We start from the raw sequence: 25,847 nt of genomic DNA on the forward strand, positions 1-25,847 counted from the left end.
ACAATTTAGACATAAAATAATCTCCATTTATTTATTATATATTTCTAAAAATCTTTTAAATTTATTCTCTCTCTTTCCACTATAATGATCTGTATTCAAATAGCTAAATTTAATAAAAATAGACTGCATAATCCTATCTAAAATAATAGCTATAATAACAACTGCTAATCCAGATATTAAACCCTCACCAAAATTTAATCTTTCTATAGAGTAAATTACAGTCCTGCCCAAACCAGAAGATCCAACCATTGCAGCAATTACTATCATAGATATCGCCATCATTATTGACTGATTAATACCCTCAATTATACTCTGAAGAGAAAGAGGAAGCTGAACTTGAAAAAGAATGCGTAAATTACTACTACCAAAGGACTTAGCTGCCTCTATTACTTCATCTGAAACTTGAACAATTCCCAGCCTTGTATATCTAATAACAGGAGGCATAGCAAAAACTATTGTAGCAAAAATAGCAGAGGCTGTACCCATTCCAAAAAAAGGAATAGCGGGAATCAAGTAAATAAAAGGGGGCATTGCTTGCATTAAATCTAGAATGGGTTTTAAAAAAACATAAAACTTTGGGAAATATCCCCCCAAAATACCTATAGGAATTCCCAAAATAACAGAAACTAATACAGAGACAAATATAATAGCTATTGTATCCATTGAAGCTTCCCAAAGATTAAAATACAAAATAAAAAAGAATCCGGGTAAAATTAAAAATATTAATCTCTTTTTTAAGAAAACAAAACTTAGCAAACATACAGTCAAAATAAAAATAAGTGGATTAACAAAAAGAAATAAATTTTTCAAATTTTCATATAAAAAAATTATACTTTTAGAAAAACCTACCCCATCAGAAATTGAAAAATTATCAACCAAAAAATCAAAAAAATTATCTATTTTTAATATAAAAAAATCTTTATTCATAAATTCCTATCTTGATAATAAATCAGAGATTTCATTTAAACTAACATAACCAACAATAGTTCCTTTTTCTTTTATTATTAAATAATCTTGCTTATTCAAATATTCAACAATTTTTTTTATCTCATCATTTAAATCTAAATTTAAAGATATAAGGTTATCATACCTTTTATTGAGAACTTTGTCATATAAACTGAAATTTTCACCTTGACATTTGATAATAACATTTAAACCATTATCACTACCAGAGTTTAAATCAAAATCATCTTTTAAAATATCTTTTATTTTTAAAATATTTAAAACAGGTAAATTTTTAATAAAATCAGATATAAAATCTGTACTAGGATTAGCTAAAATTTCTAAAGGTTTGCCAACTTGAATGATTTTTCCATCTCTCATAAAAGCAATTCTATGTCCCAATTTAAAAGCTTCAATTAAATCGTGAGTAATAAACACAACTGTTTTTTTAAGTTTAGCTACCAGCCTTAAAAGTTCTTCTTGCATTTCTCCTTTAATTAAAGGGTCAAGTGCCGAAAAAGCCTCATCCATTAAAAGAATATCTGGATTAACCACTAATGCTCTTGCTATTCCGACTCTTTGCTTCATCCCCCCAGAAAGTTCATTAATATACTTGTATTTTGAATCCTCAAGCCCCACAAGATTTAATACCTCAATAGCACGCTCTTCTCTGATCTTCCTGGGAACATGTTTAACTTCAAGTCCATAAGTAACGTTTCTCAATACATTCATATGAGGGAAAAGTCCAAAGTTTTGAAAAACCATTGCAAATTTATCTTTTCTTAAATTAGAAAGATCTTTGCGATTTATAGCATTCATTTCCATATTATTTACCAAAATAGATCCTGAATCTATTTTATAGATACCGTTTAAACACCTGACTAAAGTAGACTTGCCACAACCAGACATACCCATAATAACTAAAATTTCATTTTCATAAACATCAAGATTAATATTGGCATTTGCAATAAAAATAGAAGATTCTTTGTAGATTTGCATTCTATCTTTGCCATCTTCATAATCTTTTATAGCTTGACTTATCTGCTTTTTGTCAACATAATACGAAAATACTTTATAACAATCTTTGATTTTAACAGCAACCCTACTCAAAGCAAACTCCTCAATAAGCCTGCATTATACTTCATAACACATCATTATAAATTATACTAAAATTATTAAATTTTTGCCGACCCAAAATAAAAAACAAAAGACCCCTTTAAAGGATCTTTTGTTAAAAATTTGTACCAATTATACCAATTAAATTAGAATTTTATCTAAGCAATGACAAAACATATTGAGGAACTTGATTAGCCTGAGCAATCATTGCCATTGCAGATTGTGTTAAAATGCTATTAGTTGTAGCTGCCACAACCTCATCTGTCATTGTAGCATCTTTTATTTGAGCATAAGATGCTTTTAGATTTTCAATTGCATACTCAGTACTATTCTTTATAGATTCAAGTCTATTTTGGAAAGCACCCAAATTTGCTCTTTGATCACTTACCATTCTAATAGCATTTTCTATTTTAGCAAGTGATGTATTAGCATCAACTGTGGTTGTAACATTAACAGGAGAATTAACTCCACCCTGAGAAGGCGCTGTAGCAGGTGCTGGCTGTTGAGCTCCTTCTTGCTGAACACCTTCTTGAACAGGTGCAGCCTGAGCAGTTTGAGCTCCCTCACCAGAGAAAAGATTTGCGACATTAGCTGCATAAATATTTACAGCAATAGCTTCATCTTGGTTTGCTCCAACATGAACTCTTAAGGTCCAAGAAGCCTGAGACCCTGAAAGTGATGCTGGTGTGTTAATTTTTGCAGGCTGCATTCCAAGCTCTTCAGCTGTTTTTACATTTTGAGAAGCAGATTTGTTTGACAACATGTGCATTTGGTTATATTGAGCTTGATCAGCAATTCTATTAATTTCGTCTGTAAGTTGCTCTATTTCAATTTGTATAGAACCTCTGTCTGCATCTGAATATGTGCCGTTACCTGATTGAACTGCCAATTCTTTCATTCTTACTAAAACTTTTTCTACTTCATTCAAATTTCCTTCTGTTGTCTGAATAAAATTAATAGCTTTAGAAGTGTTTCTAGAAGCTTGTGACAAGCCTCTTATTTGAGCATTAATCTTACCAGAAACTCCCATACCAGCAGCATCATCAGAAGCTCGATTAATTCTGTACCCACTAGAAAGCTTTTCTTGAGTTTTGCTAAGATTAGCAGCATTAATACCATTATTTCTTGAAGCATTAATAGCTGATGTATTATGATTTATAATCATATATCATTCCTCCATGATTAAATTTAATTATTTATTTTTGGCAAATCCTTTTGCCTGTTAAAAAGAATAGCACAAAAATTTAAAAAAAAGAAACACAGACAGCAATAGCATTATAAATAATTGTTATTATTTATTTCTTTGATTAAAATCAAAAGCTCTTAATGTATTTTCCTGATCTTTCATACGCTTAACAGTAAAATCTAAGGTATTAAGATCACCCTCCACTTTTCTCTCTCTATCTTCGTATTTCTTTTTATAATCTTCAACTTTATTTTTTTGATTAAAAATTTTCAAGTCGTAATTTTTTATTTTATTATAAATAACTCCTCCGGAAGCCACAAGAGGCGACAGACAATCTCCTAGCATTTTAGCAATTCCATTATCATATACTCTGTCCCCATTAAGGTCAAATAAAAAAAGTTCTCTAACATTATCAATATTATTACGAATTGATTCATCAAACTTTTTCTCATCAAGCCTTAAATATCTAGAAAGTCCACCAGAAGAAGAAATAGAATTAGTAAACACTCCCATTTGATTAATTATTGAAAAATTAGGATCACTAGTAACATAAGGTTTAAAAATTATTGACTCTAGTCTGGACTTAAGATTTTTCAATAAAAATTCAGACCTTAGAATACCTAAATTTTTATAAGCCTCTTCTTTTTGAGAATCACTAAGATATGTCAGCTCTTCAACTATATTAGACTTTTGATTGCTGGGTTGATCTTCATTGGAGCTTACAATATTAATCTCAGCAAGAACCTCATTATAAGCACCAATAAAATCCAAAAGAACCCTCTTAATCCCTTCATAATCGGGTTCAACTTTAGCTTCAACCACATCGCTTGAGGCTTTTTTTAAACTTAATGTCACATTTGGAACCAAATCATTAATAAAATTTGAATCTCTCTCAACATCTACTCCATCAAATTTAATTTTTGCATTCTCAGCAAAACTTTTAGCATTTATTGGCAAATAACCATCTCTATTTTTGGGGTCAAAAATTTCAATATTACTAATAACAATTACTTTATTATTTGCTTTATTTTCAATATTTATTTCTTCCAGATTGGAAAGAGCTCCAACATCAACTTCAACTTCTTCAAAATCATTTGAAATATTTATTAAAGGAAGCTCTAAAGAACCTCCCTTGCTACTTATTTTAACCATATTCATTTGAATATATTTTTTTTCCAAAGGAGTTTTTAAATCAGATCCAAGATCAACTACACTATCTTCACTGTCAACTTTTGCATCCTTAAATGTAGCCCCTCCGGGATTAAAAATAATCTTACTATCAGGCTCTTCTAGGTCTGTATCAAAATATTTAACTTCAAATTTAATTTTACTCCTAGATGTAATTTCAATGTCTTCAGGAATTTCAATTGATACTTCTGAAAGCGGATTTAAAACAAGACTATTGTTCTCAAAAGCAAGTCTATTATTACTGCTAGATTGATTTACAGCAATATCTGAAAGACTGGGATTAAAATTAGTTTTAAGTTCACTCAAAATTCCAATTTGCTTAGCAAAAGACAATCCCTCTCCTTTGATAACAAGCTTGTTTTCTTTGCCTTCCTTTAAGGATTGCAAAACAAAACGACTGTTTCCATTTTTATCGCTTTTTACTATTTTTGCAGATAAAAAACCCTTTCCCTTGTTATTGATATCCCTTACAAGTAAATCAATGTTACCATTGCTTTTTACATTAATTTCCTTCTTGCCAACTAAAAATATATAATCTCCTTCTGGAATTGTAACTTTTTTAGGATCAAAATTTGCAGACAAAAACACATCAGCTGATGCTATTTGATCAACAATTAATTTGTGAGTCTCATTCTTAGATCCATATCTAGTAGACAAGGTTAAAACCTCGCTATTGCTAGAATTTCCCGACATTAGATTAAAAGGACTGTTAAGCGATGTAATTTCTTTTGCAAGAGAATTTAAAGTAGAGATTTTTCTATTAATTAACTGCCAAGCACTTTTTTCTTGTTCTAAAGATTCAAGTTTTTTGAAAGAAGTATCAATTTTAGCTTTATCGGACTTAAGCATGGATTCACGAATTTCTTTAGTATTATATTTACTCTCAAGTCCAGGAACAAAAAATCCTGATGCCAAAATAACGCCCTCCGGGGTAAATTATATCATTAATAAAATTGAAAATAAAATACAATATGTAATAAAAAAACATAAACTTTTAAGCATCCAAACAATTTAAAATAAAAAAGTATAAAAAGTAAAAACTTTAAAAAAAATTAATGTTTATAGTAAAATAAATTAAAAGGAGCATAAAAATGCCAAATTTTTGCTTATTTAACTCAAAATCCGTTTTAACTGGAAATGATAAACTGGATAATTCGGCAGTTCTGATTAAAGACAATAAAATTTTTGATATTGTAACATCTGATAGACTTAAAAAAATGGATCTGGAAGAGTACCAGATGATTGACGCAAAAGGCAATTACATAACTCCTGGTCTTTATGACAATCATATTCATGGATTTCACGGTTATGGGACAGATCAATGTTCAACAGAATCAATACTTAAAATGTCAGAACATTTAGCTCAATACGGTGTAGTAGGATTTTTGCCAACTATTTATCCAAGACCAATAGATGAAATGATTGAAGCAATAAAAGCTTGCACAGCAGCAATAGGTAAAGAAAAAGGAGCTAAAATTTTGGGACTTCACCTTGAAGGGCCTTTTTTTTCTCCTGAAAAAAAAGGAGCGCACCCTGTTTCTCATCTTCATGAACCTAGTATTAAAGTTATGCAAAAACTAATAGATGCAGCTGGCGGGGTATTTACGGGATCAAACGGCAAAAGAAAAACACACATAAGCACAATGACTGTTGCTCCTGAGCTTAAAGGCATGAGAGAACTTGCAATATTTTGCCTTGAAAACAATATAAACCTTCAAGCAGGACATACAAACGCAACATATGAAAATATGATAGAGGGATTTCAAGTTGGAATACTTCACACAACCCATTTTTTCAACGCAATGTCAAAACTTGACCACAGAAATCCAAATGCAATAGGAGCAGTATTAATACATGGCGATGTTTCTTGCGAAATTATTGCAGATGGCTACCATATTCATCCAAAATTAGTTTTAATGCTTAGAAAGCTTAAAGATATAAGTAAAATAGTCCTTGTAACTGACGGACTTACTCCAAATTGTCAAACTTGTGGAAAACTAATTGCAAACGGAGATGAAGTTTATATTGCAGAAGATGGATTATTCCATAGCGTAAAAAGCAACACAATAGCCGGATCAACACTCACAATGATACAAGGTCTTAAAAATTTAGTAGAATTCGGATACAGCTTAAGCGATGCTGTTCAAGCAAGCTCCTACAATCCAACAAGAATCCTAAATATTGATAAAAAGGGATTAATATGTCACGGATATGATGCAAGCATCAATGTCTTAGATAAGGATTTTAATCTAAAGTTAACAATGGTAGAATCTAAAATAATTTTTAACAATCTATAACTTTAAACCATTTTAAGGGGATCAAAATGAGATTAATAGTCAGACCTACATACGAAGACATATCAAGATGGGCAGCCAATCACGTAGCACAAAAAATTAAAGAATTTTCTCCAACAAAAGAAAAACCATTTATCCTTGGACTTCCAACGGGAAGTTCTCCAATTGGCATGTATAAGAATTTAATTGAATTAAATAAAGATAAAAAAATTTCATTTCAAAATGTCATAACTTTTAACATGGATGAATATATAGGAATTGAAAAAAATCATCCTCAAAGTTACCATTCATTTATGTGGAAAAATTTTTTTTCTCACATTGATATTAAAAAAGAAAACATAAATATACTAAATGGAAATGCTTTAAATCTTGAAAAAGAATGTGAAGAATATGAAAAAAAAATCAAATCTTTCGGGGGAATCATGCTTTTTGTAGGTGGAATTGGACCTGATGGTCACATTGCTTTTAACGAACCCGGCTCCTCCCTAACATCAAGAACAAGAATTAAAACCTTAACCCAAGATACAATCATTGCTAATTCAAGATTTTTTGAGGGCAATCTGAGCAAAGTTCCTAAAAGTGCGCTAACTGTTGGAGTTGGAACAATCATGGATTCACAAGAAATTTTAATAATAGTAAACGGCCACAGCAAAGCAAGAGCACTAAAACATGCCATTGAAAAAAGCATTAATCATATGTGGACAATTAGCGCGCTTCAACTACATAAAAACGCAATTATAGTATCTGACAAAAACGCAACTTACGAATTAAAAGTCGGAACAGTAGAATACTTTAATGATATAGAAAGAGAAAACTTTAATAATGACTTAAAATAAACTAATTAAATTTTTAAAGTAAAATACTAAATATAAGATTGAAAATCTTTATAAAATAGGGGCTAATTATCAACTTCATTGTAAATTTTTGAAACTTCTTCCCAATTTAAAGCCTTTAAAAATGCATCAACATATTCAATTCTTCTATTTTGATATTTAAGATAATAAGCATGCTCCCAAACATCAATACCTAAAATTGGTTTATAAGACTTCATTAAAGGACTATCCTGATTAGGCATTGAAATCACTTTAAGCCCTCTATCAGGGCACAATACTAACCATGCCCAACCACTTCCAAAAATTTTCATCGCGGTATCTTTCAAATTAGCCTTAAGAACATCTAGGCTTCCAAAAGCTGCATTAATATCGTCTTTAAATTTTTCAAAAAGATTATCCTTGTTTCCCGGCCTTAAAGTTCTAAAATATAAAGTATGGTTAGAATAACCCCCAGCATTATTTCTTATTAAAGTTTGAAATTCTTCTGGGAAATCATGAATATTTTTTAATATATTTGACACATCTGTTAAATGAATTTTATCCATTTTTTCCAAAATAGAATTCAAATTCATTACAAAACCATTATGGTGCTTGCTATGGTGAATTTCCATAGTTTTGGCATCAATATAAGGCTCAACAGCATCATAATCATAACCAAGTTCTGGCAGATTAAACATAAAAAACCTCCTGTTTTAACTTTTGCCGTGACAATTTTTATATTTCTTTCCACTTCCACAATAACAAGACTCATTTCTACCTATTTTAGGAGAACTTCTAACCACCTGAACATTAGAAACACTTTTATTCTCATTAATAACAATTCCAGAAAGTTCTTTATGAATTGATTTAACATTCCTAGACTTCTTTGTTAACTTAAAATCGGAAGAATTGCTATCCAATTTTAACTGAAGAACACGCCTTATGGTAGAAACTTTAATGTCTTTAATAAGCTCGCTAAATATTGAAAATCCTTCTTCTTTGTATTCTGTAATTGGATTTTTATTAGCATAAGATCTTAAATAAACAGCTTCTCTTAAAGAGTCTAAATTTGCAAGATGTTCTTGAAATTTAAAATCAATATTTTTCAAATATTCATATCTTAAAAATCCATTAAAAAGATCCCTACCAATCAAATTTTCCTTTTCATCTAAATTTTCCCTTGCTATTTGCATTAACTTAGCCTTTAAATCAAGAGAATTGATATTTTCAATAGAACCAAGACTTTCAAGCATATAAGCAAAAATTGAATTTACTTCATTTAAAAAAATATTTGATACTGTACTACTTTTTGTCCCTTCAATTAAAAAACTAAGATATTCTTCCAAAGCAACAAGAATACGATCCTTAATAGCTATATCTTCAAGAATAGAGTTTCTCTGAGCATAAATAAAATCTCTTTGCTTTGTAATAACATCGTCATACTCTAACAAATGCTTTCTAATTTCAAAATTTCTGTCTTCTACTCGTTTTTGAGCATTAATCAAAGATTTAGTTAAAAGAGAATGCGTAATAGGCTCTCCTGTTGCCATTCCAAGCTTGCCCATTAATGATCTTAGGTTGTCCCCAGCAAAAAGACGCATTAAATCATCCTCAAGCGACACATAAAATCTTGATCGCCCAGGATCACCTTGTCTTCCACTACGCCCACGAAGCTGATTGTCTATTCGCCTTGACTCGTGACGTTCACTGCCAATAACATAAAGCCCACCAAGACTTTTAACCTCATTATAATCTTTTAGGTAATTTTCTCTCTCATTTTTAACAGCCTCTTGAAATTCTTCAAGGCTTACATTAGTTCCAATTTTTTTCCTAACTCTGTGTTCAATATTGCCCCCAAGTTTAATGTCCGTACCACGACCAGCCATATTTGTTGCTATTGTAACCGCATGTTTTGCTCCAGCCTCAGCAATAATAAATGCCTCTCGAGAATGATTTTTTGCATTAAGAACTTCATGCTTAATCCCCCTGCTTTTAAACATGGCTGATAAAATCTCAGATTTTTCAATAGAAACAGTTCCTACTAAAACCGGTTGACCCTTTTTGTAAGTTTTATAAACCTCATCTGTAATCGCATTAAATTTAAATTCTTCCGTATAATAAATAGTATCATTCTCATCTATTCGTGCTAACAATCTATTTGTTGGAACTACAACTACATCAAGATTATATATCTTATGAAATTCCTTAGCTTCTGTATCGGCTGTACCTGTCATACCAGAAATTTTATTAAACATTCTAAATAGATTTTGAAAAGTAATAGTTGCCATAGTTTTATTTTCATTAGCAACTCTAACTCCTTCCTTAGCCTCAATAGCTTGATGAAGTCCATCAGAATATCTTCGCCCTGTTAAAACTCTCCCGGTAAATTCATCTACAATCTCAACACCAGAATCACCAACAATATACTCTCTGTTTTTTAAAAAAAGCAAATGAGCTTTTAAAGCTTGAGTCATATAATGAACATAATTAAAATTTGAATCAGTATACATAGACCCGCTAATAATACCCTTAGAAACTAAAAGTTGTTCAAGATTATTAAGTCCTTTAGCAGTAAAAGAAATTCTTTTGGCCTTTTCATCAACAGTATAATCACCATCAAGGTCATCTATTTCTAAAGGATAATCACCGGTTTTAGAATCCTTGGAGCACTCTTTTAAAAAAGATACAAGAGAATTAACTTCAAGATAAGCCTTGGTGTTGCCCTCTGTTGGCCCTGAAATAATCAAAGGGGTTCTTGCCTCATCGATCAAAATAGAATCAATCTCATCAATAATACAATAATTAAACTTTCTTAAAGATTTTTCATTAAGATCATAACGCATATTATCTCTTAGATAATCAAATCCAAGTTCATTATTTGTAACATAAGTAATGTCTCTGGCATACTGAGCCTTTCTTAGCTCATAATCCATATTAGATAGAACAACCCCCACGCTAACACCCAAAAGATCAAAAACCGGCTTCATCCAATTGGAATCACGCTCTGCAAGATAGTCATTAACAGTAACAATAATAACCCCATCTCCTGTCAAACTATTTAAATACGCTGCTTGAACTGAGGAGAGAGTTTTTCCTTCTCCCGTTTTCATCTCTATTATTTTGCCTTTGTGAAGAGCAAGCCCAGCAATGATTTGCACATCATAAGGCCTTTCTTTAAGGCGCCTTCTAGCAGCTTCTCTAGACAGAGTAAAAGCTCGCTCCAAAATATTATCTAAAGAATTACCCGATTTTAATTCATCTTTAAGCTTTTCTGTCTCCTTTGAAAAATCTTCATCTGCCAACAATAATGCCCAACGCTCAAGCTTATTAATATTTCTTAAAGTTGGAAGATAATCTTTTAAATCTCTTTTACTTTTTGAGCCAATAGTTGTCTCAAGTACTGCTTTTAACATGGTAGGTATTAATTCTCCTAAATAATTGACTTAAAGTCATTTTAAATAATAATATAAAAATATGAAAAAACACTATAAAGCTCTTACATTAAGCCTGTTTTTTGCAATTATATCATGTAATACTAAAACTTTAAACGAACTGGGAGAAGAACAATTCAAAATACCATTTGGAACACTTCCTGGTGCAATAATGCCTCTGAATAACAAATTTACAAATTCAAAATTTGATATAAAAACATATAATGGGCTAGTTTACATTGCAGAAATAAAAACAAATAAATTAATGATTTTCAACTCATACGGAAAACTAATACAGACATATCAAAATGGAATATTTAAAACAAACACCGATTTAAAAATAAAAAAAATAAATTTTGAAGGAATTCAAGCAATATACCCGCTAAACGATTTTATTATTGTTGCAGACAAATTAAATAATAAAAAATCAAAATTCAATCAAAAAGAAAATATTGCCTACTTCATGAGAATACTAATACTAAACAAAAACTCGTCTGTAGAAATTTTGGGGCAAGAAGGTTTAAACGGAATGCCATTCCCACAAATTTACGATGTTAATGTTGATGAGCATGGCAATATTGCAATAATATCAATATATAACAAAGGCTATATAATATATTCTTACAATAAAGAATTTTCTCCACTTTATAAAATTTACGTCAACAAAAACCTGCTAGAAACAATAGACAATCAAAAGACAAAATACAATATTTCAATAGACAAGGTTTTTTTTGAAGTTAACAAAAAAACTCTTTACGTAAAAACTACCTACTATGAAAACATTGGTGACAACGAAAATATAAACGATCTTGGAATTAAAATTAAAGATCAATATATCTATAAAATGAGTTTAAAAAAAACCAAAGAATTAGAAGTTATAAGCAAAATCGTTCTTCCTAAAAACTTACTAGATGATAAACAAGAAAGCTTTATCAACATTATAAAAATACAAAAAGACAAAATAATAGCATCTACTAACATGAAAAATTTATCTAACAATTTAATATGGAAATTAGACGACAAAGGCTCAATTAAAGAACAAATAGCTTTAATTGAGCCTTCAAATTTAATATTTCTCTCTGAGAGTTTATCTAAAGATGGAATACTTAGCATACTTTATGGCGGAAAAACTGGAGTTAGTGTTTACTGGTGGAATTTAAATGCGTTATTAAAATTATAATTATAAGAGGGCTGAATCTGTCAATACAATGAAAAAGATTAATTGCAATCAACAACTGGAAATTAAATACCAAAAAAAATTGAAAAAACATATCATTATTGGAATAATCTTTGTTATAATTCTTTTATTTTTCAAAATTTTTCTAATTCCTAGAATTCAAAATCACGAAAACACTAAAAATAATATCAAAATGATAATAAGCTATAAACAAGACAAAGACAGATTATCACTAAAAATAAATATAAAAACAAAAAAAACTTCAAGCTTAGGAAAAGCCAAGCTAGATATTTATCTAGACAGCAAATTAACTGAAAGCAATATGTTTTACATAAGCAGTAAAAACTTTACAACATATGCTAATATAATCTATCAAAATGAAAATTTATTAAGTATAATACTAAAGAGTAATGGCAATAATAATGTCTTTTATAGTAAAAGAATAAAACCTAGGGGATAAAATATGATACAAATATACTTCATGTCTGTTTTGCTTAACATCTTAGGGGGAATAATACTTGCATTTCCAATATTAATAGAAAGAATGAGCTTTTTCAAAATTTTTGAAGATTTTGTAAATTTAATAAACGATAACAAAAAGGTAAAAAGCATTTTTGGATTATTATTTTTAATAACCAGTGCCCTTGAAATAATCAGGCCCTACAAATTGCCAATAATTGGAAATTTGATTCCAGCTATAAGTTTATTTTTAATTGGATTTATCTTGTTTTTAAAACAAAAATTACCAACAGAGGTTCAAAATAATAAAAAATATGGAAAATTCAAATCAATACTTGAAGGCAATCAGCAGTTAATTGGCATTATATCAATCATTATAGGAATAATTCATTTTTTAGCAGCAGAAATACCCTTGTTGTAAGATGTTGCAAGATTAAAAATAAAGATACAATTTTCAACAAAACTACTAAAAAGCAACTTGACTTTGACATGATCATTCAATATTATTACTATGATTTAATTTAAATTTTAATTACCGGCCCAATAAAGGCCGTAAATGGTATAAAGGAAGAAGATATAATGATATTTAGAACATATAAGCATTTGGAACTAATAATACTTCCCATGTTAATGATTAGTTGCGCTTTTTTTAAAAAACCACAATCTGTATATCAAGAAAGCAGTACTGGCAAACCAATACGTGATAAAAAATTACATTTAAAAAATTCACAATCCGTATATGTAGAGCAAGAAAGCGGCACTGGAAAGCCAATAAGCGATGAAAAATTACATTTAATATCGGGTAAAATTTTAAATAAAAAATTACCAATCATAAATGGTAGTCATGACGTAACTTGGATAAAAACAAAGGCAATGACAATCTTGGATGAATATGGAAAAGAAATACCAGAATTTAAAAACAAATTTGGATATTCTTATATAATATCCCCTATAAAAATGGATGATGAATATAGTAATTACGCATCGTTATTAATACTTTTTGAAACAACTAAAAATGGAGATAAAGAATATGAAATCGAAGATATTAAACTTGTAACAGCTGGTTCCAACCTAGAGCTTAAAAATTCCCTTTTAGCTGTTGAAAATTCACAAGAAGAAGGATATATTACTGCATACCCATTTGGAATATTGATGAGTGACGAGATTAAAAATGCTTTTAAATTAACATATAAAAATGGTCAATGGAATTATATGCTTGCAGATTTAACTGTCAAAAATAAACTTACTCAAGAAACTAAAATTTATAAAATTTCCCTTAATTCAAAATTAATTATTGAATTTTTAAAAGAAGTACTAAAAGAAAATTCTATATTAAAAGACATAGCTGGGGATTTATTTGAAGACATATAAATACAAACAAAAGGAAATATCTTATGAGCATTAAAAAATTTATTTTAACGGTGATAATTCTTTCTCTAGCTAAAAATATTTTTTCTGAAAACGAAATTAATATCTTCGAAAATGAAAATTATATTGTAAAAGAAAATATAAAAACAGAAATTAAAAAACTAAAACAAAGTTTTTTACTTGCATCTGTTGATGTCGCAATTAGCCAGCCCTACATGGAATTAGTAGATTTAAATGGAGACCTTATACAAGAACTTGTTGGAATTAGTTATTCATTTATAAATGTATTTTCAAAAATCGGATCTTCTGCTATTATTTCATTTGACCTATCAAACGAGGCTTCCAAGAAATACAAAATCACAAAATTAGAATTTTTAAGTCCAGATAAAGGCAATTTTATTAATAGACTAAGTAGTCTTACTAGTGGAAAACAGCAATCAAAAAAAGAACTTGCAAAAGACGCTTATTCATTTGGCACATTAAGAACTGAATCTCTTTCAAAAACAATTGCAGAATATTACAAAGATAACAACTGGTATTATATTTTAGCAGCGATAACAGTAGAAAATAATATAAATAAAGAAACTAAAAAATATGAAATTAGAATTAACCCTAAAATATATAATGATTTTCAAAAAAAATTGAGATTACATTTTAAAAGTAACCAAATAACAAAATTCCCAATACCCATTATAGAATAAACTATAAATTAATAAAAAAAAGATCTCTACTTCTCTAAGAGAGATAAATATATAATAATAAAACAATGAGTAGCAACAAAACAATAATAATAAATTTGAATAATTTGGAACATAACTTAAATTTAATTAAAAATAAAATTGGCAATAAAGAAATAGTGGCCACTTTAAAAGGTGACGCTTATGGTCACGGACTTATAAACATCTTTAAATTTTTAAAATCAAAAAAAATAAATTATTTTGGACTTTCTAATATTGAAGATGCTAAAACACTTAAAAAAATTGATAAAAATATAAAAATATTAATTTACATTAAAGTGGATAAAAAAGAAATTAAAAATTTAATTAAACTTGAGTTAGTACCATTTGTTGCTGATTTTGAATATCTATTTTTAATAGAAAAAGAATGTGCATTGCAAAAAAATAAATTAAAAGTTCACTTAAAAATTGATATTGGAATGAACAGATATGGAATAAAAATAGATAGCGCCCTTGAAATAGCCACGTATATTCAAAATTCAAAATTTCTAGAACTAGAAGGGGTCTGCTCACATCTCCCATCAACAGAAGACTTTAAAACCACACAAAAACAAATAGAACAATTCTTATTTTTTTTAGAAAAACTAAAACAAAAAAATATTAATCCCAAATTTGTCCATATTTCTAATTCGGGACACATTATCGATTACAAACTAAGTTCACAATTTAATATGATAAGACCAGGCCTTATTCTTTACGGCTATTGTCCATCATCAAAAAACAAAAAACTTGCTTTAAATTTTAAGCCTGTATTAAGTTTATTTTCAAAAGTAATATTTATCAAAAATGTAAAAAAGGGTGAAAAAATTTCATATTCAGGCACATTTCAAGCCAAAGAAGATATAAAAATAGGAATTATTCCAATCGGATATTTTGATGGAATACCTCAAAATATAAGTAACGATTTTTATTTTTTAATAAACAATAAAAAATGTAAAATACGAGGAAAAGTTTGCATGAATCTAACAATAGTAGAAATTCCTAAAGACCTAAAAGTTAAAACGGGTTCAAAAGTAGAAATTGTATCAGAAAAATTAAGCATAGATGAAATGAGCAAATTTTCCAAAAGAAGTAATTATGAATTACTATGCAATATAGGCAAATATGAGAAAAAAAAATACTTAAATTAAATTGCCCAAAGAATCAAATTTTTGAAAATCTATTAAATTACCTCTAGAATCATAAATCCATTTATAAATTGAAAATCCTCCAACATCATCTCTTAATCTCAAATCCGGACCATGATTTGACTGCTTTGATATTTTGCCAAATTTATTGTATTCATATTTATAAACACTAACTCCATGAATATCGTCTTGCAATTGTCCCAAACTGCCAAAATTTTTTTGAGAAATAAGCCTATTTTGTTTATCATATTCATATAAATACTCAAAAACAAAATTACAATCAGCAACCAAAACCCCATCCTTAGAATAATTTTTCTTTGAAATCATATTGCCATTAGAATCGTAACTAAATTTATACTTTGAAACTCCTTCAAAATCATCTATTGGATTAACAAAATCACCACCAAAATGTTCTTGAGCAATCAAAAATCCTTCTTTGTCGTAAGAGTATCTGTAAATCATCACGCCTTTAAAATCAGCTATTAAATTAAAATTTTTATCAAAAAAAATATTTTCTATTAGATAAAAATTATCATCATATTTATAACTATAAATAGCAATGCCTTTAAAATTATCCATTATTTCATACTTTTCCTCATAAACAGTCGGAATATCTCTATTATAGTTTTTATTGATCTTATTACTGTAGTTTATTACCCTTTTCTCATTATTTTGGATATAAAAAATAGTCTTCTTCATGGCATATCCATTTTGACTGACTGTTAAATTATTATTATTGTCATAATTATATTCTTTGTAATAGCAATCTTTATCTTTAAAATAATATTCATAACGATAAATTGCTACATTATTTTCATCAGGAGTCAAATTGTTATTAATATCATAATTTAAAATCTCAATAACCTTTCCATCAACATCATAATGATATATTTTAGTAGCCACAGAAAATGGATTTGGAACAACATGAACTGATTTATCAAGATATTCCTCTTTAATAAGATTATGATTAGCATCATAAGTTAATCTAAACCCACAAGTACCATTTTTTGATCTTACAATATAACCATTTTCATCGTAATACAAAACCGTTTTAACAAATTTAGCATGATCATAGCTAATCTTTGTAAAATATACACCATTTAAATCTTTGATTTGAATTCCTGATTCATTAAATCTGTAAACACTAAACTCTCTCTCATTATCGTATAAAAAATGGTAATAAGAAACATCATATTTATCCCTAACCATTTCATTAGATCTATTATAATTAAAAATATTTTTAATCCTGCCATCACTCATATATTCTATGTGTTCAATATAAACACTATTATTATTTTTGAAAGCAAGTCCCCTATTTAGAAATATGCGTCTTTCACTGTGCTTAGACCTTTCTATTTTAATTTGGCTTGCATTAAAAAAAGAAGGCATTAAAATGCTAAGTTTGCCAATATAATCAACCAAAATAAGATTATTATTGCGATCATAAGTAAATTTATATCCGTACTCTTCCTCAGATTCTTCTTTTGTAATCTCATATTTGCCCACTATACTGTAATTAGCAGAATAATCTGCAAACCTATAATAAACTTCTTTTGAAAAAAGAGAAGCACTAATAAAAAATATTATAAATAACATGAATAAATTCCTTGATAAATCAACCCTATTTTGATAGATTTTATTATACAATAAATCTATCAAAAGGAGCTTTAAAATGGCTAAAATTTCTAAAAACGCTCAAAGAGTGGGTTCAAAAGAACTAATAAGTCGATGGGGAGGAAAAATCATAATGAAATCAAAATTTGAAAATGGAAAAATAAAGCATTATGCAGAATGTCAAACTTCAAAAAATACAGCAAGAAAACCAAGGGATTTATTTTAACAAATAAATCCACTTACTCATAAACGCTATTTTTTTTGTATCCTATCACTAAATTTGACCCAAGCTTCATCTTGCTCTTGCTTTGTATAGCTCTTATTTGCTGTTTGCTTAGGTGCTGTGCCCTTTTTGGGGTAAGAATTTCTAACCTGCTCTTTTATTTCTTCTCTTTGTTTTCTAATTTTTTCCAACTGTCTTTTAACTCTTTCGTTTGGATCAAAAAGACCACTCCCGCTTTTATTCAAACCAGCTCTAAAATCCAATCTGGACAAAGCCTCTTTATAGCTTTGATGCTTGCCTGTCAAAAGCAAAACAATTCTTTTAAAGAAACTTAAATCTTTATAAGCAGCATTCAAAATCGAATACAAATCAAGTTTATATATTTTATATAATGGCAAAAATTCATTACTATTCTTAAAATATTTAGCTGCTTCAACTTTAATCAAATCTTTAAGATGAACCTGAACACTTTGTGTTTTGCAAACTCTTCTAAAATGAGAAACAATAAGGTCAAGAAACTTGACTTTATTTTTTAAGCAATACTCATTCATAATATATTTAGATACTAATCTATTGAGAACTTCTTCTAAGCCTTCTTCTGTAAAAATAGACGAAGGATCATCCCCAAAACTAAGAATTTTAAATATATTAGCCTTCAATTCACTATTAAGAAATTGTAAAACCTTTTCATATTCTTCTAGAAAAAACTCATATGCAAAAGGTTTGTACAAATAAAAATTTTCTTTTACTTGAAATATTTTTGGTAAAATATCATGAATTTTAGATTCAAAAAAGTACATATTAGCAACTAACAAGAAATTTTCAGGATCATTTAGCCCTTCAGAATAAACTTTTAAAATACTGGAAAACTCTTCTGTATCAATTGGGCCTTTTTTAAACTCCAAAGTCTTTTCAATTGCTTTTAAAGATTCATCAATTTTAATAGCTTCTATAGTCTTAAGCTCTTCTAAGTCTTTTTCATTTTTAATAAAAAGATTAAGAAACTCCAAAAAAACAAAATAATTTTTTGAGAAAATAATTCCTTTCTTGCCAAGAACTTCATCCTTGATTTCAATTATGCCAGAGAGAATCTTGGAAATAGCACCAATAATATTCTTGCCCTCTTCTAAAGTTTTCTCATAATCAATAAGCTTTAATCCTTTTATTCTAACGAAAACATCTTTTACAACATTATTAGAAGCAATATTAAAAAATATTTTTTTAACAAACTCAATAAAATATAAAGCCCTGCTCGATGGAATTATCAATGATTTCCAAACTAATATTTCCTTCAATTGTGATTTTGTTTCAAAAAATTTATAGTTAATATTTGAATCTGAAATAGTTATAAATTCATCTTGAAAAACCAGCAAGCTAGATTCTACATTCTTAACAGTAAGCAAAGAACTAAAAAGCTCTATTCCTATATAAGTTTTTAAAAATAAATCATCAATAGAATAATAATAAAAATCATAGCTGGCCTCATCGGTCAAAATTATGCTGTCTGGCAAAAATTCTCCGTCGATTGCTATTTTATTAGTAACTATTCCTCTTTTAACTTCATAAAGTTTGCGAAATAAAAAATCAAGCTCTCCTTTTAAACCTCTTATTCTTACAGAATGCTCTTCTATAAAAGAAGAATAATCTATAGCTTCCTTTTTATAAGAAAGAATAGTTTTCAAAATTAATTTTTGGGTATCAGAAGATATTCCTAATTGAGAAATCAAAATATCCACTTCTTTACTACTCATATAAAAAATTTCTGGCAATTTTTTCATATTGTTCCTTATATCACATTTAAATAATAAAGCATATTACATTAAAAATATATTAACAAATCAAAATTAAGACAAATAATCAATAAAAGTTAAATAACATTAAATTATATAAAAGATATAAAAGCAAAAAAATTAAAGAAATGCTCCTGCTAAAAACCCCTTTAAATTTAACCACTAAAAATAAAACTAAAGTTATAAATACCATTATACTAAAATCTAAAAGATAAATATCTTGCAACAAAATGGGTCTGAAAAAACTACTACTAGCCAAAATAAACCCAATATTAAAAATATTACTACCAATAATGTTACCAAATGCAATGTCTGCTTCTTTTCTAATTATTGCAAAAAGAGATACAACAAGCTCGGGAACACTTGTTCCAAAAGCTACAACCATAATTCCAATCAACTTTTCACTAACATTAAAAACATTGTTGGCAATGTAAAGGGCTCCATCAACCAATAATTTCGATCCCAAATAAAGAAAATACATACTAATAATAAAACTTAGCAAACTAAAAAATATAAAGTTTAAACCCCGATTTAAATTGCTTACACCTTCTTGAAAAGAATTTTCCAAGTTGGCATGTGCTTTTTCTTCTTTATAAAAAAGCAACAGATAGGATAAAAACAAAATTAAGATAATAAGTGAGCTAAAGCGATTATAAGGTGTTACAAAAAAAGAGTAAGATCTAAAATCAAATGAAAGCAACAAAAGAAGAAACATTAATAAAAACAGAAACATAAAAGAAAGCTTAAGTCTTTTAAAATCTGCCTTAATATTTAAAAAGAATCCCGCTAAAGGCAGAGCAAGCAACATATTAATAATATTGCTACCAATAACATTAGAAACAACAATTTCGTTTTTTCCCTTAAAAGCTGCCACCAAACTTGTAAAAAGCTCTGGGGCGCTTGTTGAAAAAGATACTATTGTAACTCCTATTAAAAGTGTTGGAACTTTTAAATAAGTAGCAATGCTAACTGAACTTTTCAAAAGTAAATCACCACCAAGATACAATAAAAAAATCCCAAATCCTACGTAAAAAAATTGAATTACATGTTCCAAACGAATCTCCTTTGTAAGAAACAACAATTAAAAAGAATCTAAATATTCTTTTAAGCTGCCTTTAATCATATAATAAACATTAGATGCATTCCAAAGACTAAAGCCACTACCAAACGACTCTTTGACTCCTTTAAGCTGAAACTTTAAATACTTCAAATAAATCTCGTCATCCACCAATCTTTCTTTTCCTAATAAAAAAGCTTGAACATAAGGCCTAATGACAACCCCACCTAAAGAAAAAGCAAGCGCTCTATCACTCCCCTCTTTATAAATCCTATAAGCTCTTTTTGTATAATAAAAAGAGCTTGGCAAAAAATCATCAGTATAATGCGAAGGATAAAACATAGGAGATATAACGTCAACATAATCTGATAACATTGCAATATTTTGCCCAATACTATTAGTAGGAAACCAGCCATTGTACCCATAAATATCAACTGAAATAGGTACATAAAGCTGTTCTCTTGCCATAATCAAAAAAGATTCAAGAGCATCAACGGGTTGCATTTCGCGCTTATTTATTCTTGAGATTGCAAGAGACACAGGCCCATCTGATGGAAACCTAATATAATCAAACTGTATCTCGTCAACTCCAAAAGATTGAATTTCTTTTGCAATAGAAATATTGTACTCCCAAGTAGCCGGAGAAAAAATATCTACCCAATGCTCTACTTGCACATATTTAACAAACCCACTAGAATCAACTTTTTTAATAAAATGAGCCCAGGGTTTGTTGGTTCTTTTATTCCAAAGAGCATGTTTAAAATTATCGTAATAATACAATTTTGCATCTTTAAATACAACACATCTAGCAATAACATAAATTCCAAGCTCTTTGGCTTTTTTAAGAATATAAGAAACATCAATAAAGTTTTTAACAGATTTCAACTTATTGGGCAAAGAAAGCTTGCTAGAATAAGTCAAATTACCATTATCATCTTTAAAATCAATTACAACGGCATTCATACCCGAATCTTTAATAAATTTAAATCTTTCATCAACTGCCCTCTTATTACGCAATGTATATGCTGTCAAATAAATAGACCCTTTATTTTTAGCAAGCCGCATTCTTTGTGATTTTTCAAAAAAATCTTGATCTTGCAAAGATAATTTTCCAATAAATACCCATTGCCCATTAATATAAGAATAAAAATGATTGTCATATGTTCTCACTAAAATTTTTTCTACATTCTTGCTAGATAAGTCTAAAATACGTATTATTTGCTTTTTAAAAGGAAAAGAAATTTTTTTAATAAATCCACTTTTCTGACTAATTAAAAAAATATCTCCATAAACTCCAGAAGAAACATATAAATTATTTATCTCTTCTTTTGAAAATTCAATAGCACTAATAATATCGTAATACCCCGCACCTAAATAAATCTGTGGAATTAAACGATTTAAATTTTTAAAACTAACAGCTCCATTAACACTAAGATAAATGCCATGAATCGCGGTTCCAATAGCAATACGCTTATACTCTCCTTGAGAAAAGGCACTTGATGTAATATACGCATCGCTATTAAATTTATCTATTCCCACCAATTTTCTAAAATTTTTTGAATAATCATAAGAAACATAAAGATTGTCGCTTGTAGTCAAAAATGAATTTGAAGAATAAACATCTTCATAAATAGAGGTAATTCGACTAGGAACAAGCTTTTGGAAAGGGTAAACCCACCTAGAATTTATACCACTCACTTTAACTTTGGTTATTTTCCCATTAACATTTTTACTTAAAAATCCTTTATGAATAAAAAATAAACTATATTTTTTAAAAAATTCTTCATCAGTTAATGGATATATACTAAAAACTTTAAAAACAAAAAAGAAGAAAATAACTATCCAATAGATAAAAATTTTCATATACATTAATACATGATACTTGCAAATCAAAAAATATTAAATAATAGTGAATTTTATTTGACCAATTGAATCTCAATTAAATTCAAAAATACTTAAATTTTATAACAACTTTGCTCCTAAAAATCTTAAGCCCTGCCATAAAGCCTTGTAATAAAACTTATATTTTGACTCAAGGCAGTATCTAAATCACTTTCTAATAATCTAAAAATACAATTATCTAAAGTACTTTTTGGGACATTCCCCCTAAATTTATCTCCTAAACTAATATAATCTTGCATTGGCACTATTACGTTATCAGAAACACTGCCCATAGCACTTCTTATCATGTCCCAAACAACAAAATTTTCATTTGTATTTAAATAATCAAAAATGTACTTTTTATGCAAATCATCTAAAGAGTCAACAAATTCTCGTATTGTGTCATTATCACTAATTCCTGTGTAAACTATACAATTTTTAATATAATTATGAGGAAGATTCTGATTGCCTGAATCAAAATCAAAGGCAAGCTTCATTATTTTGATTCCTGGAAAATTAAAAAAATCTCTTAGCCTCGAAACATCTTCAAGATCATTTTCAAAATCTTCAACCCAAATTTTTAAATCTTTAATTTCATTTAAAATAAAATTGAAAAAATCTCTCCCTGGTGACTTCACCCACAGCCCATTAAAAGCATAAGTCTCACCCGCACTAACTTCCCAAGTAGAAACAAAACCTCTAAAATGATCAATTTTAATTATATCTACATATTTTCTTAAACCCCCAATCCTTTTTGCCCACCATTCATACTTAAATTTCTTTAAAACATTCCAGCTATAAGCTGCACTATCCCAAACTTGCTCTTGTTCTAAAAAATAATCTGGGGAAATTCCTGCAACCTTATCTTTGCTTGCATCAAATCTTAGCTTAAAATATTTTTGGTGTGCCCAAACATCAGCAGAATCATACGCTATAAAAAAAGGTACGTTCATAACTAGCTCAATCCCCTTATCATTTGCATAACGCTTTAAAGCTTGAAACTGTGAAAAAAAGAAATACTGCAACACCTCTTGCACTTTAATCTCTTTTGAAAGAATATTTCTTAATTTAAATAAATCTTTTTCATTTCTTTTAAGAATTCCTCTATCAAAAAGAACATTAAAAGCATTTTTTGATTCTTTAAAAAAATATTCTTTAAATGCAACAAAACTTGCAAAATCTAAAAGCCAATAAGAAGACTTTTTTTTAAATTTCTCAAAGCTTCTAACCTCATCAACCGAAGCTCTATTAATAAAATTTAAAGCGGCTTCTTTTAGAAATTTATCTTTAAAACTTAATTTTTTTAAATCTGAATACCTAGTCTCATTTTCCTTTAAAAGGCTCAAATCTGAATCTATAAATTTGTCAAGGGCTTCTAAATCAATATAATAAACATTGCCAGCAAAAGCCGAAAAAATTGAATAAGGGGGGGATCTTGTAAAATCAATAGGAGAATAAGCAAACATTTGCCAATAACTTTGAGAAGATGTAAACAAAAAATCTATAAATTTATAAGCTCCTTTGCCTAAATCTCCAATGCCATATTTAGATGGTAAAGAGCTTATGTTAAGCAAAATACCACTTTTTCTTTTTAAGTTTAAATTAATCCTTATTTTTTTATAATTCATATAAAACCTCTATTAATTAACAATTTAAACAAATTCCCACTGTGTTATAAATTATAATAAATATCAGCTCAGAACAACATATCAAATAGCAATTTTAAGAAAAATTTAGAAATTAAATACTTTTATGATAAAATCTATTAATGAATAACAAAGCGACTACGTCATTGTTGCTATTATTTTTAGTTCAAAGCTTAGCTTTTTCTTCTGAAATCTTTGAATTTAAATACATTAAAGGCTCAAAGTTTAGATTAGAGGGCACAGACAATCAAAAAATATATTTCAACGGCCACTATAATTCAAGCTCTACAACCAATATTCAGATTTCAAGTGAAATAAAAGACACAAAAGAAAAATTTGCAAACATTAAAGCTTTTTTTAGAATCTTAAAAAGAGAAAATATTAATGAACCTTACCTATTAAATGAAGAATTTGAAGAAACTTTCAGCATAAATAAGCAAGGAGAATATATAATAGGAGCAAATCAAAAAAGACCCTCTGTTAGAGGCATTCCAAGATTTCCAAAAACACCAATCAAAATAAATGAAAAATGGACATATCCTGCAGAAGAATATATAGAAGCGTCAAAAATAGACAAAGGCATAAAAGATTTCATTGTAAAATTTAATGTTAACTACGAATATAAGGGCAAAGAAGAATACAATGGCAAACATTACCACATAATTCTTTCGAATTATGAATCACAATATAATGTAAAAAACATCTCTTTCTATCAAAAAGTAGACCAAAAAATTTATTTTGATAATGAAATTGGAAATACATATAAATACAGCGATAAATACATATTTGAAATAAATCAAAATAACAACCAACATTTTAAAATGATTGGAAACTCTCTTGGCAAAGTAGTTTCAATTGAACTTCCAAATGATAATCTTATTGAAACTGAAGTTGAAAATTACATCCGAGAAAAAAAAATAAAAACTATTGACATTGAAAAAAACAATAAAGGAATTAATTTGAGCTTCGACATTGAATTTTATCCCAACTCATTTCAAATACTACAAAAAGAATATGAAAAAATTGACCTTATAGCTAAACTTCTTGAAAAATTTAAAAAAAATAACATACTAATAGAAGGACATACCGAACAATTTGGACTAGAAGAAGAGATGCGCGAGCTCTCTGAAAAAAGAGCTCGTGCAATTGGAAATTATTTAATAAAAATGAAAGTAAAAGATAAAGATCAAATACTATTTAAAGGATGGGGATCTAAAAAACCAAAATATCCTAAATCTTCCCCATTAAAGGCTAAAAATAGGCGAGTAGAAATTACAATATTAAATAACTAGCAAAGTATATCATCTTTTGCTCTTTTTTTCCTTTTTTGTCTGACAACTAATACATAAAAAAGCATAAGGAATAGCTAAAAGCCTCTCCCTAGCAATCTCTTTTTCACAAGCCAAACACTTACCATAAGAATTTTGAGAAATTCTATAAAGAGCTTGATTTATTAAATTTAACTTCCTCTTTTCAACAAAACCCAACGCTTCAAGATTATTTCCATCCATATTATCAAAAGCAATGTCGACAACATCCTTTGGATACATGTCATTATTAATTATTTCTTTTTTGCTATTTTCTACAGACTTAATAGAATCTAATATCTCTCTTTTTTCAGCCGAGAGAAATTTTTTTATCTCTTCAATAAACTCATGCTCAGAAATAGCTTTTTGCATGATACCTCCCTATAAATTACATTTTTAAAAAACTTCGTGTAATTATATACACAATTTCTTATAATGTAAACAAAAAATAATGCTTTTATTCTTAAAAAGAATAATTGAAATGATATGTTT

General features: G+C 28.4%; 22 protein-coding genes. 10 read left to right on the top strand and 12 right to left on the bottom strand.

Going from position 1 to position 25,847, the window contains the following annotated elements:
• Positions 1-27: 27 nt before the first annotated feature.
• The 4 genes from BBIDN127_RS00705 to fliD form a co-directional block, all read right to left on the bottom strand.
• Positions 28-927 (bottom strand): ABC transporter permease, encoded by a 900-nt coding sequence (locus tag BBIDN127_RS00705; RefSeq protein ID WP_014023401.1) that lies wholly within the window; start codon positions 925-927, stop codon positions 28-30.
• Positions 928-933: 6 nt separating this feature from the next.
• Positions 934-2,052: an ATP-binding cassette domain-containing protein gene (locus BBIDN127_RS00710; protein ID WP_014023402.1), complete on the bottom strand. Its 1,119-nt coding sequence runs from the start codon at positions 2,050-2,052 to the stop codon at positions 934-936.
• 160 nt (positions 2,053-2,212) lie between these two features.
• Positions 2,213-3,223, bottom strand: a complete 1,011-nt coding sequence (flaB, locus tag BBIDN127_RS00715; protein ID WP_014023403.1) for a flagellin FlaB — start codon at positions 3,221-3,223, stop codon at positions 2,213-2,215.
• A 126-nt stretch (positions 3,224-3,349) separates the two neighbouring features.
• A complete protein-coding gene (fliD, locus tag BBIDN127_RS00720) occupies positions 3,350-5,347 on the bottom strand; it encodes a flagellar filament capping protein FliD (protein WP_044054926.1) in 1,998 nt (665 codons plus the stop codon).
• 176 nt (positions 5,348-5,523) lie between these two features.
• On the opposite strand from fliD, the gene nagA reads away from it, so the two are divergent.
• Entirely contained in the window at positions 5,524-6,729 is a 1,206-nt protein-coding gene (gene nagA / locus BBIDN127_RS00725; protein WP_014023406.1) for an N-acetylglucosamine-6-phosphate deacetylase, read from the top strand.
• 26 nt (positions 6,730-6,755) lie between these two features.
• Positions 6,756-7,562 (top strand): glucosamine-6-phosphate deaminase, encoded by an 807-nt coding sequence (gene nagB, locus BBIDN127_RS00730; protein WP_014023407.1) that lies wholly within the window; start codon positions 6,756-6,758, stop codon positions 7,560-7,562.
• Between the two features lie 62 nt (positions 7,563-7,624).
• On the opposite strand, the gene BBIDN127_RS00735 is transcribed toward nagB, so the two are convergent.
• On the bottom strand, positions 7,625-8,236 hold the full coding sequence (locus tag BBIDN127_RS00735; protein WP_014023408.1) for a superoxide dismutase: 612 nt from the start codon (positions 8,234-8,236) through the stop codon (positions 7,625-7,627).
• 15 nt (positions 8,237-8,251) lie between these two features.
• A complete protein-coding gene (secA, locus tag BBIDN127_RS00740; RefSeq protein ID WP_014023409.1) occupies positions 8,252-10,951 on the bottom strand; it encodes a preprotein translocase subunit SecA in 2,700 nt (899 codons plus the stop codon).
• A 61-nt stretch (positions 10,952-11,012) separates the two neighbouring features.
• Here secA and BBIDN127_RS00745 point away from each other — a divergent pair, with 61 nt between their 5' ends.
• From BBIDN127_RS00745 to alr, 6 genes are all read left to right on the top strand, one after another.
• Complete coding sequence (locus BBIDN127_RS00745; protein ID WP_014023410.1) at positions 11,013-12,149, top strand: LIC_12708 family protein; 1,137 nt, start codon at positions 11,013-11,015, stop codon at positions 12,147-12,149.
• Between the two features lie 28 nt (positions 12,150-12,177).
• The gene (locus BBIDN127_RS00750) at positions 12,178-12,606 is read left to right on the top strand and encodes a hypothetical protein (RefSeq protein WP_014023411.1); all 429 of its coding nucleotides are present in this window, start codon (positions 12,178-12,180) and stop codon (positions 12,604-12,606) included.
• A gap of 3 nt (positions 12,607-12,609) precedes the next feature.
• Complete coding sequence (locus BBIDN127_RS00755) at positions 12,610-13,026, top strand: hypothetical protein (protein ID WP_044054927.1); 417 nt, start codon at positions 12,610-12,612, stop codon at positions 13,024-13,026.
• Between the two features lie 158 nt (positions 13,027-13,184).
• The gene (locus BBIDN127_RS00760) at positions 13,185-13,976 is read left to right on the top strand and encodes a S2/P23 family protein (RefSeq protein ID WP_014023413.1); all 792 of its coding nucleotides are present in this window, start codon (positions 13,185-13,187) and stop codon (positions 13,974-13,976) included.
• Between the two features lie 23 nt (positions 13,977-13,999).
• Entirely contained in the window at positions 14,000-14,674 is a 675-nt protein-coding gene (locus BBIDN127_RS00765) for a S2/P23 family protein (RefSeq protein ID WP_014023414.1), read from the top strand.
• Positions 14,675-14,721: 47 nt separating this feature from the next.
• The gene (alr, locus tag BBIDN127_RS00770; protein WP_094248954.1) at positions 14,722-15,840 is read left to right on the top strand and encodes an alanine racemase; all 1,119 of its coding nucleotides are present in this window, start codon (positions 14,722-14,724) and stop codon (positions 15,838-15,840) included.
• On the opposite strand, the gene BBIDN127_RS00775 is transcribed toward alr, so the two are convergent.
• Positions 15,832-17,433, bottom strand: a complete 1,602-nt coding sequence (locus BBIDN127_RS00775; RefSeq protein ID WP_014023416.1) for a hypothetical protein — start codon at positions 17,431-17,433, stop codon at positions 15,832-15,834. The genes alr and BBIDN127_RS00775 overlap by 9 nt on opposite strands.
• 76 nt (positions 17,434-17,509) lie before the next feature.
• On the opposite strand from BBIDN127_RS00775, the gene BBIDN127_RS07410 reads away from it, so the two are divergent.
• Positions 17,510-17,677 carry a hypothetical protein gene (locus tag BBIDN127_RS07410; protein ID WP_002657037.1) on the top strand — a complete coding sequence of 56 codons (168 nt, stop codon included), beginning with the start codon at positions 17,510-17,512 and terminating at the stop codon, positions 17,675-17,677.
• Between the two features lie 26 nt (positions 17,678-17,703).
• Here BBIDN127_RS07410 and BBIDN127_RS00780 read toward each other — a convergent pair whose 3' ends face one another.
• The 4 genes from BBIDN127_RS00780 to malQ all read right to left on the bottom strand — a co-directional run bounded on the left by BBIDN127_RS00780 (position 17,704) and on the right by malQ (position 24,030).
• The gene (locus BBIDN127_RS00780) at positions 17,704-19,452 is read right to left on the bottom strand and encodes a hypothetical protein (protein WP_014023417.1); all 1,749 of its coding nucleotides are present in this window, start codon (positions 19,450-19,452) and stop codon (positions 17,704-17,706) included.
• 79 nt (positions 19,453-19,531) lie between these two features.
• Positions 19,532-20,518 (bottom strand): calcium/sodium antiporter, encoded by a 987-nt coding sequence (locus BBIDN127_RS00785; protein ID WP_014023418.1) that lies wholly within the window; start codon positions 20,516-20,518, stop codon positions 19,532-19,534.
• Positions 20,519-20,545: 27 nt separating this feature from the next.
• A complete protein-coding gene (locus BBIDN127_RS00790) occupies positions 20,546-22,390 on the bottom strand; it encodes a putative glycoside hydrolase (RefSeq protein WP_014023419.1) in 1,845 nt (614 codons plus the stop codon).
• Positions 22,391-22,509: 119 nt separating this feature from the next.
• Complete coding sequence (gene malQ / locus BBIDN127_RS00795) at positions 22,510-24,030, bottom strand: 4-alpha-glucanotransferase (protein WP_014023420.1); 1,521 nt, start codon at positions 24,028-24,030, stop codon at positions 22,510-22,512.
• A 140-nt stretch (positions 24,031-24,170) separates the two neighbouring features.
• On the opposite strand from malQ, the gene BBIDN127_RS00800 reads away from it, so the two are divergent.
• Positions 24,171-25,340, top strand: coding sequence for an OmpA family protein (locus BBIDN127_RS00800; RefSeq protein WP_014023421.1), 1,170 nt, complete (start codon positions 24,171-24,173; stop codon positions 25,338-25,340).
• Between the two features lie 9 nt (positions 25,341-25,349).
• Here BBIDN127_RS00800 and BBIDN127_RS00805 read toward each other — a convergent pair whose 3' ends face one another.
• Positions 25,350-25,727 (bottom strand): TraR/DksA family transcriptional regulator, encoded by a 378-nt coding sequence (locus tag BBIDN127_RS00805; protein WP_014023422.1) that lies wholly within the window; start codon positions 25,725-25,727, stop codon positions 25,350-25,352.
• Between the last annotated feature and the right edge of the window lie 120 nt (positions 25,728-25,847).

This window comes from Borreliella bissettiae DN127 (genome assembly GCF_000222305.1).
GTDB classification, from domain to species: Bacteria; Spirochaetota; Spirochaetia; order Borreliales; family Borreliaceae; genus Borreliella; species Borreliella carolinensis.

Bases quoted from the DNA above. Each gene is read 5' to 3' on its own strand.
- flaB (WP_014023403.1), bottom strand. From the start codon at position 3,223: ATGATTATAAATCATAATACATCAGCTATTAATGCTTCAAGAAATAAT.
- BBIDN127_RS00805 (WP_014023422.1), bottom strand. From the start codon at position 25,727: ATGCAAAAAGCTATTTCTGAGCATGAGTTTATTGAAGAGATAAAAAAA.
- BBIDN127_RS00765 (WP_014023414.1), top strand. From the start codon at position 14,000: ATGAGCATTAAAAAATTTATTTTAACGGTGATAATTCTTTCTCTAGCT.
- BBIDN127_RS00750 (WP_014023411.1), top strand. From the start codon at position 12,178: ATGAAAAAGATTAATTGCAATCAACAACTGGAAATTAAATACCAAAAA.
- BBIDN127_RS00790 (WP_014023419.1), bottom strand. From the start codon at position 22,390: ATGTATATGAAAATTTTTATCTATTGGATAGTTATTTTCTTCTTTTTT.
- BBIDN127_RS07410 (WP_002657037.1), top strand. From the start codon at position 17,510: ATGGCTAAAATTTCTAAAAACGCTCAAAGAGTGGGTTCAAAAGAACTA.
- BBIDN127_RS00800 (WP_014023421.1), top strand. From the start codon at position 24,171: ATGAATAACAAAGCGACTACGTCATTGTTGCTATTATTTTTAGTTCAA.
- BBIDN127_RS00705 (WP_014023401.1), bottom strand. From the start codon at position 927: ATGAATAAAGATTTTTTTATATTAAAAATAGATAATTTTTTTGATTTT.
- BBIDN127_RS00755 (WP_044054927.1), top strand. From the start codon at position 12,610: ATGATACAAATATACTTCATGTCTGTTTTGCTTAACATCTTAGGGGGA.
- BBIDN127_RS00760 (WP_014023413.1), top strand. From the start codon at position 13,185: ATGATATTTAGAACATATAAGCATTTGGAACTAATAATACTTCCCATG.
- nagA (WP_014023406.1), top strand. From the start codon at position 5,524: ATGCCAAATTTTTGCTTATTTAACTCAAAATCCGTTTTAACTGGAAAT.
- secA (WP_014023409.1), bottom strand. From the start codon at position 10,951: ATGTTAAAAGCAGTACTTGAGACAACTATTGGCTCAAAAAGTAAAAGA.
- BBIDN127_RS00780 (WP_014023417.1), bottom strand. From the start codon at position 19,452: ATGAAAAAATTGCCAGAAATTTTTTATATGAGTAGTAAAGAAGTGGAT.
- BBIDN127_RS00735 (WP_014023408.1), bottom strand. From the start codon at position 8,236: ATGTTTAATCTGCCAGAACTTGGTTATGATTATGATGCTGTTGAGCCT.
- BBIDN127_RS00775 (WP_014023416.1), bottom strand. From the start codon at position 17,433: ATGTTATTTATAATATTTTTTATTAGTGCTTCTCTTTTTTCAAAAGAA.
- nagB (WP_014023407.1), top strand. From the start codon at position 6,756: ATGAGATTAATAGTCAGACCTACATACGAAGACATATCAAGATGGGCA.
- BBIDN127_RS00745 (WP_014023410.1), top strand. From the start codon at position 11,013: ATGAAAAAACACTATAAAGCTCTTACATTAAGCCTGTTTTTTGCAATT.
- malQ (WP_014023420.1), bottom strand. From the start codon at position 24,030: ATGAATTATAAAAAAATAAGGATTAATTTAAACTTAAAAAGAAAAAGT.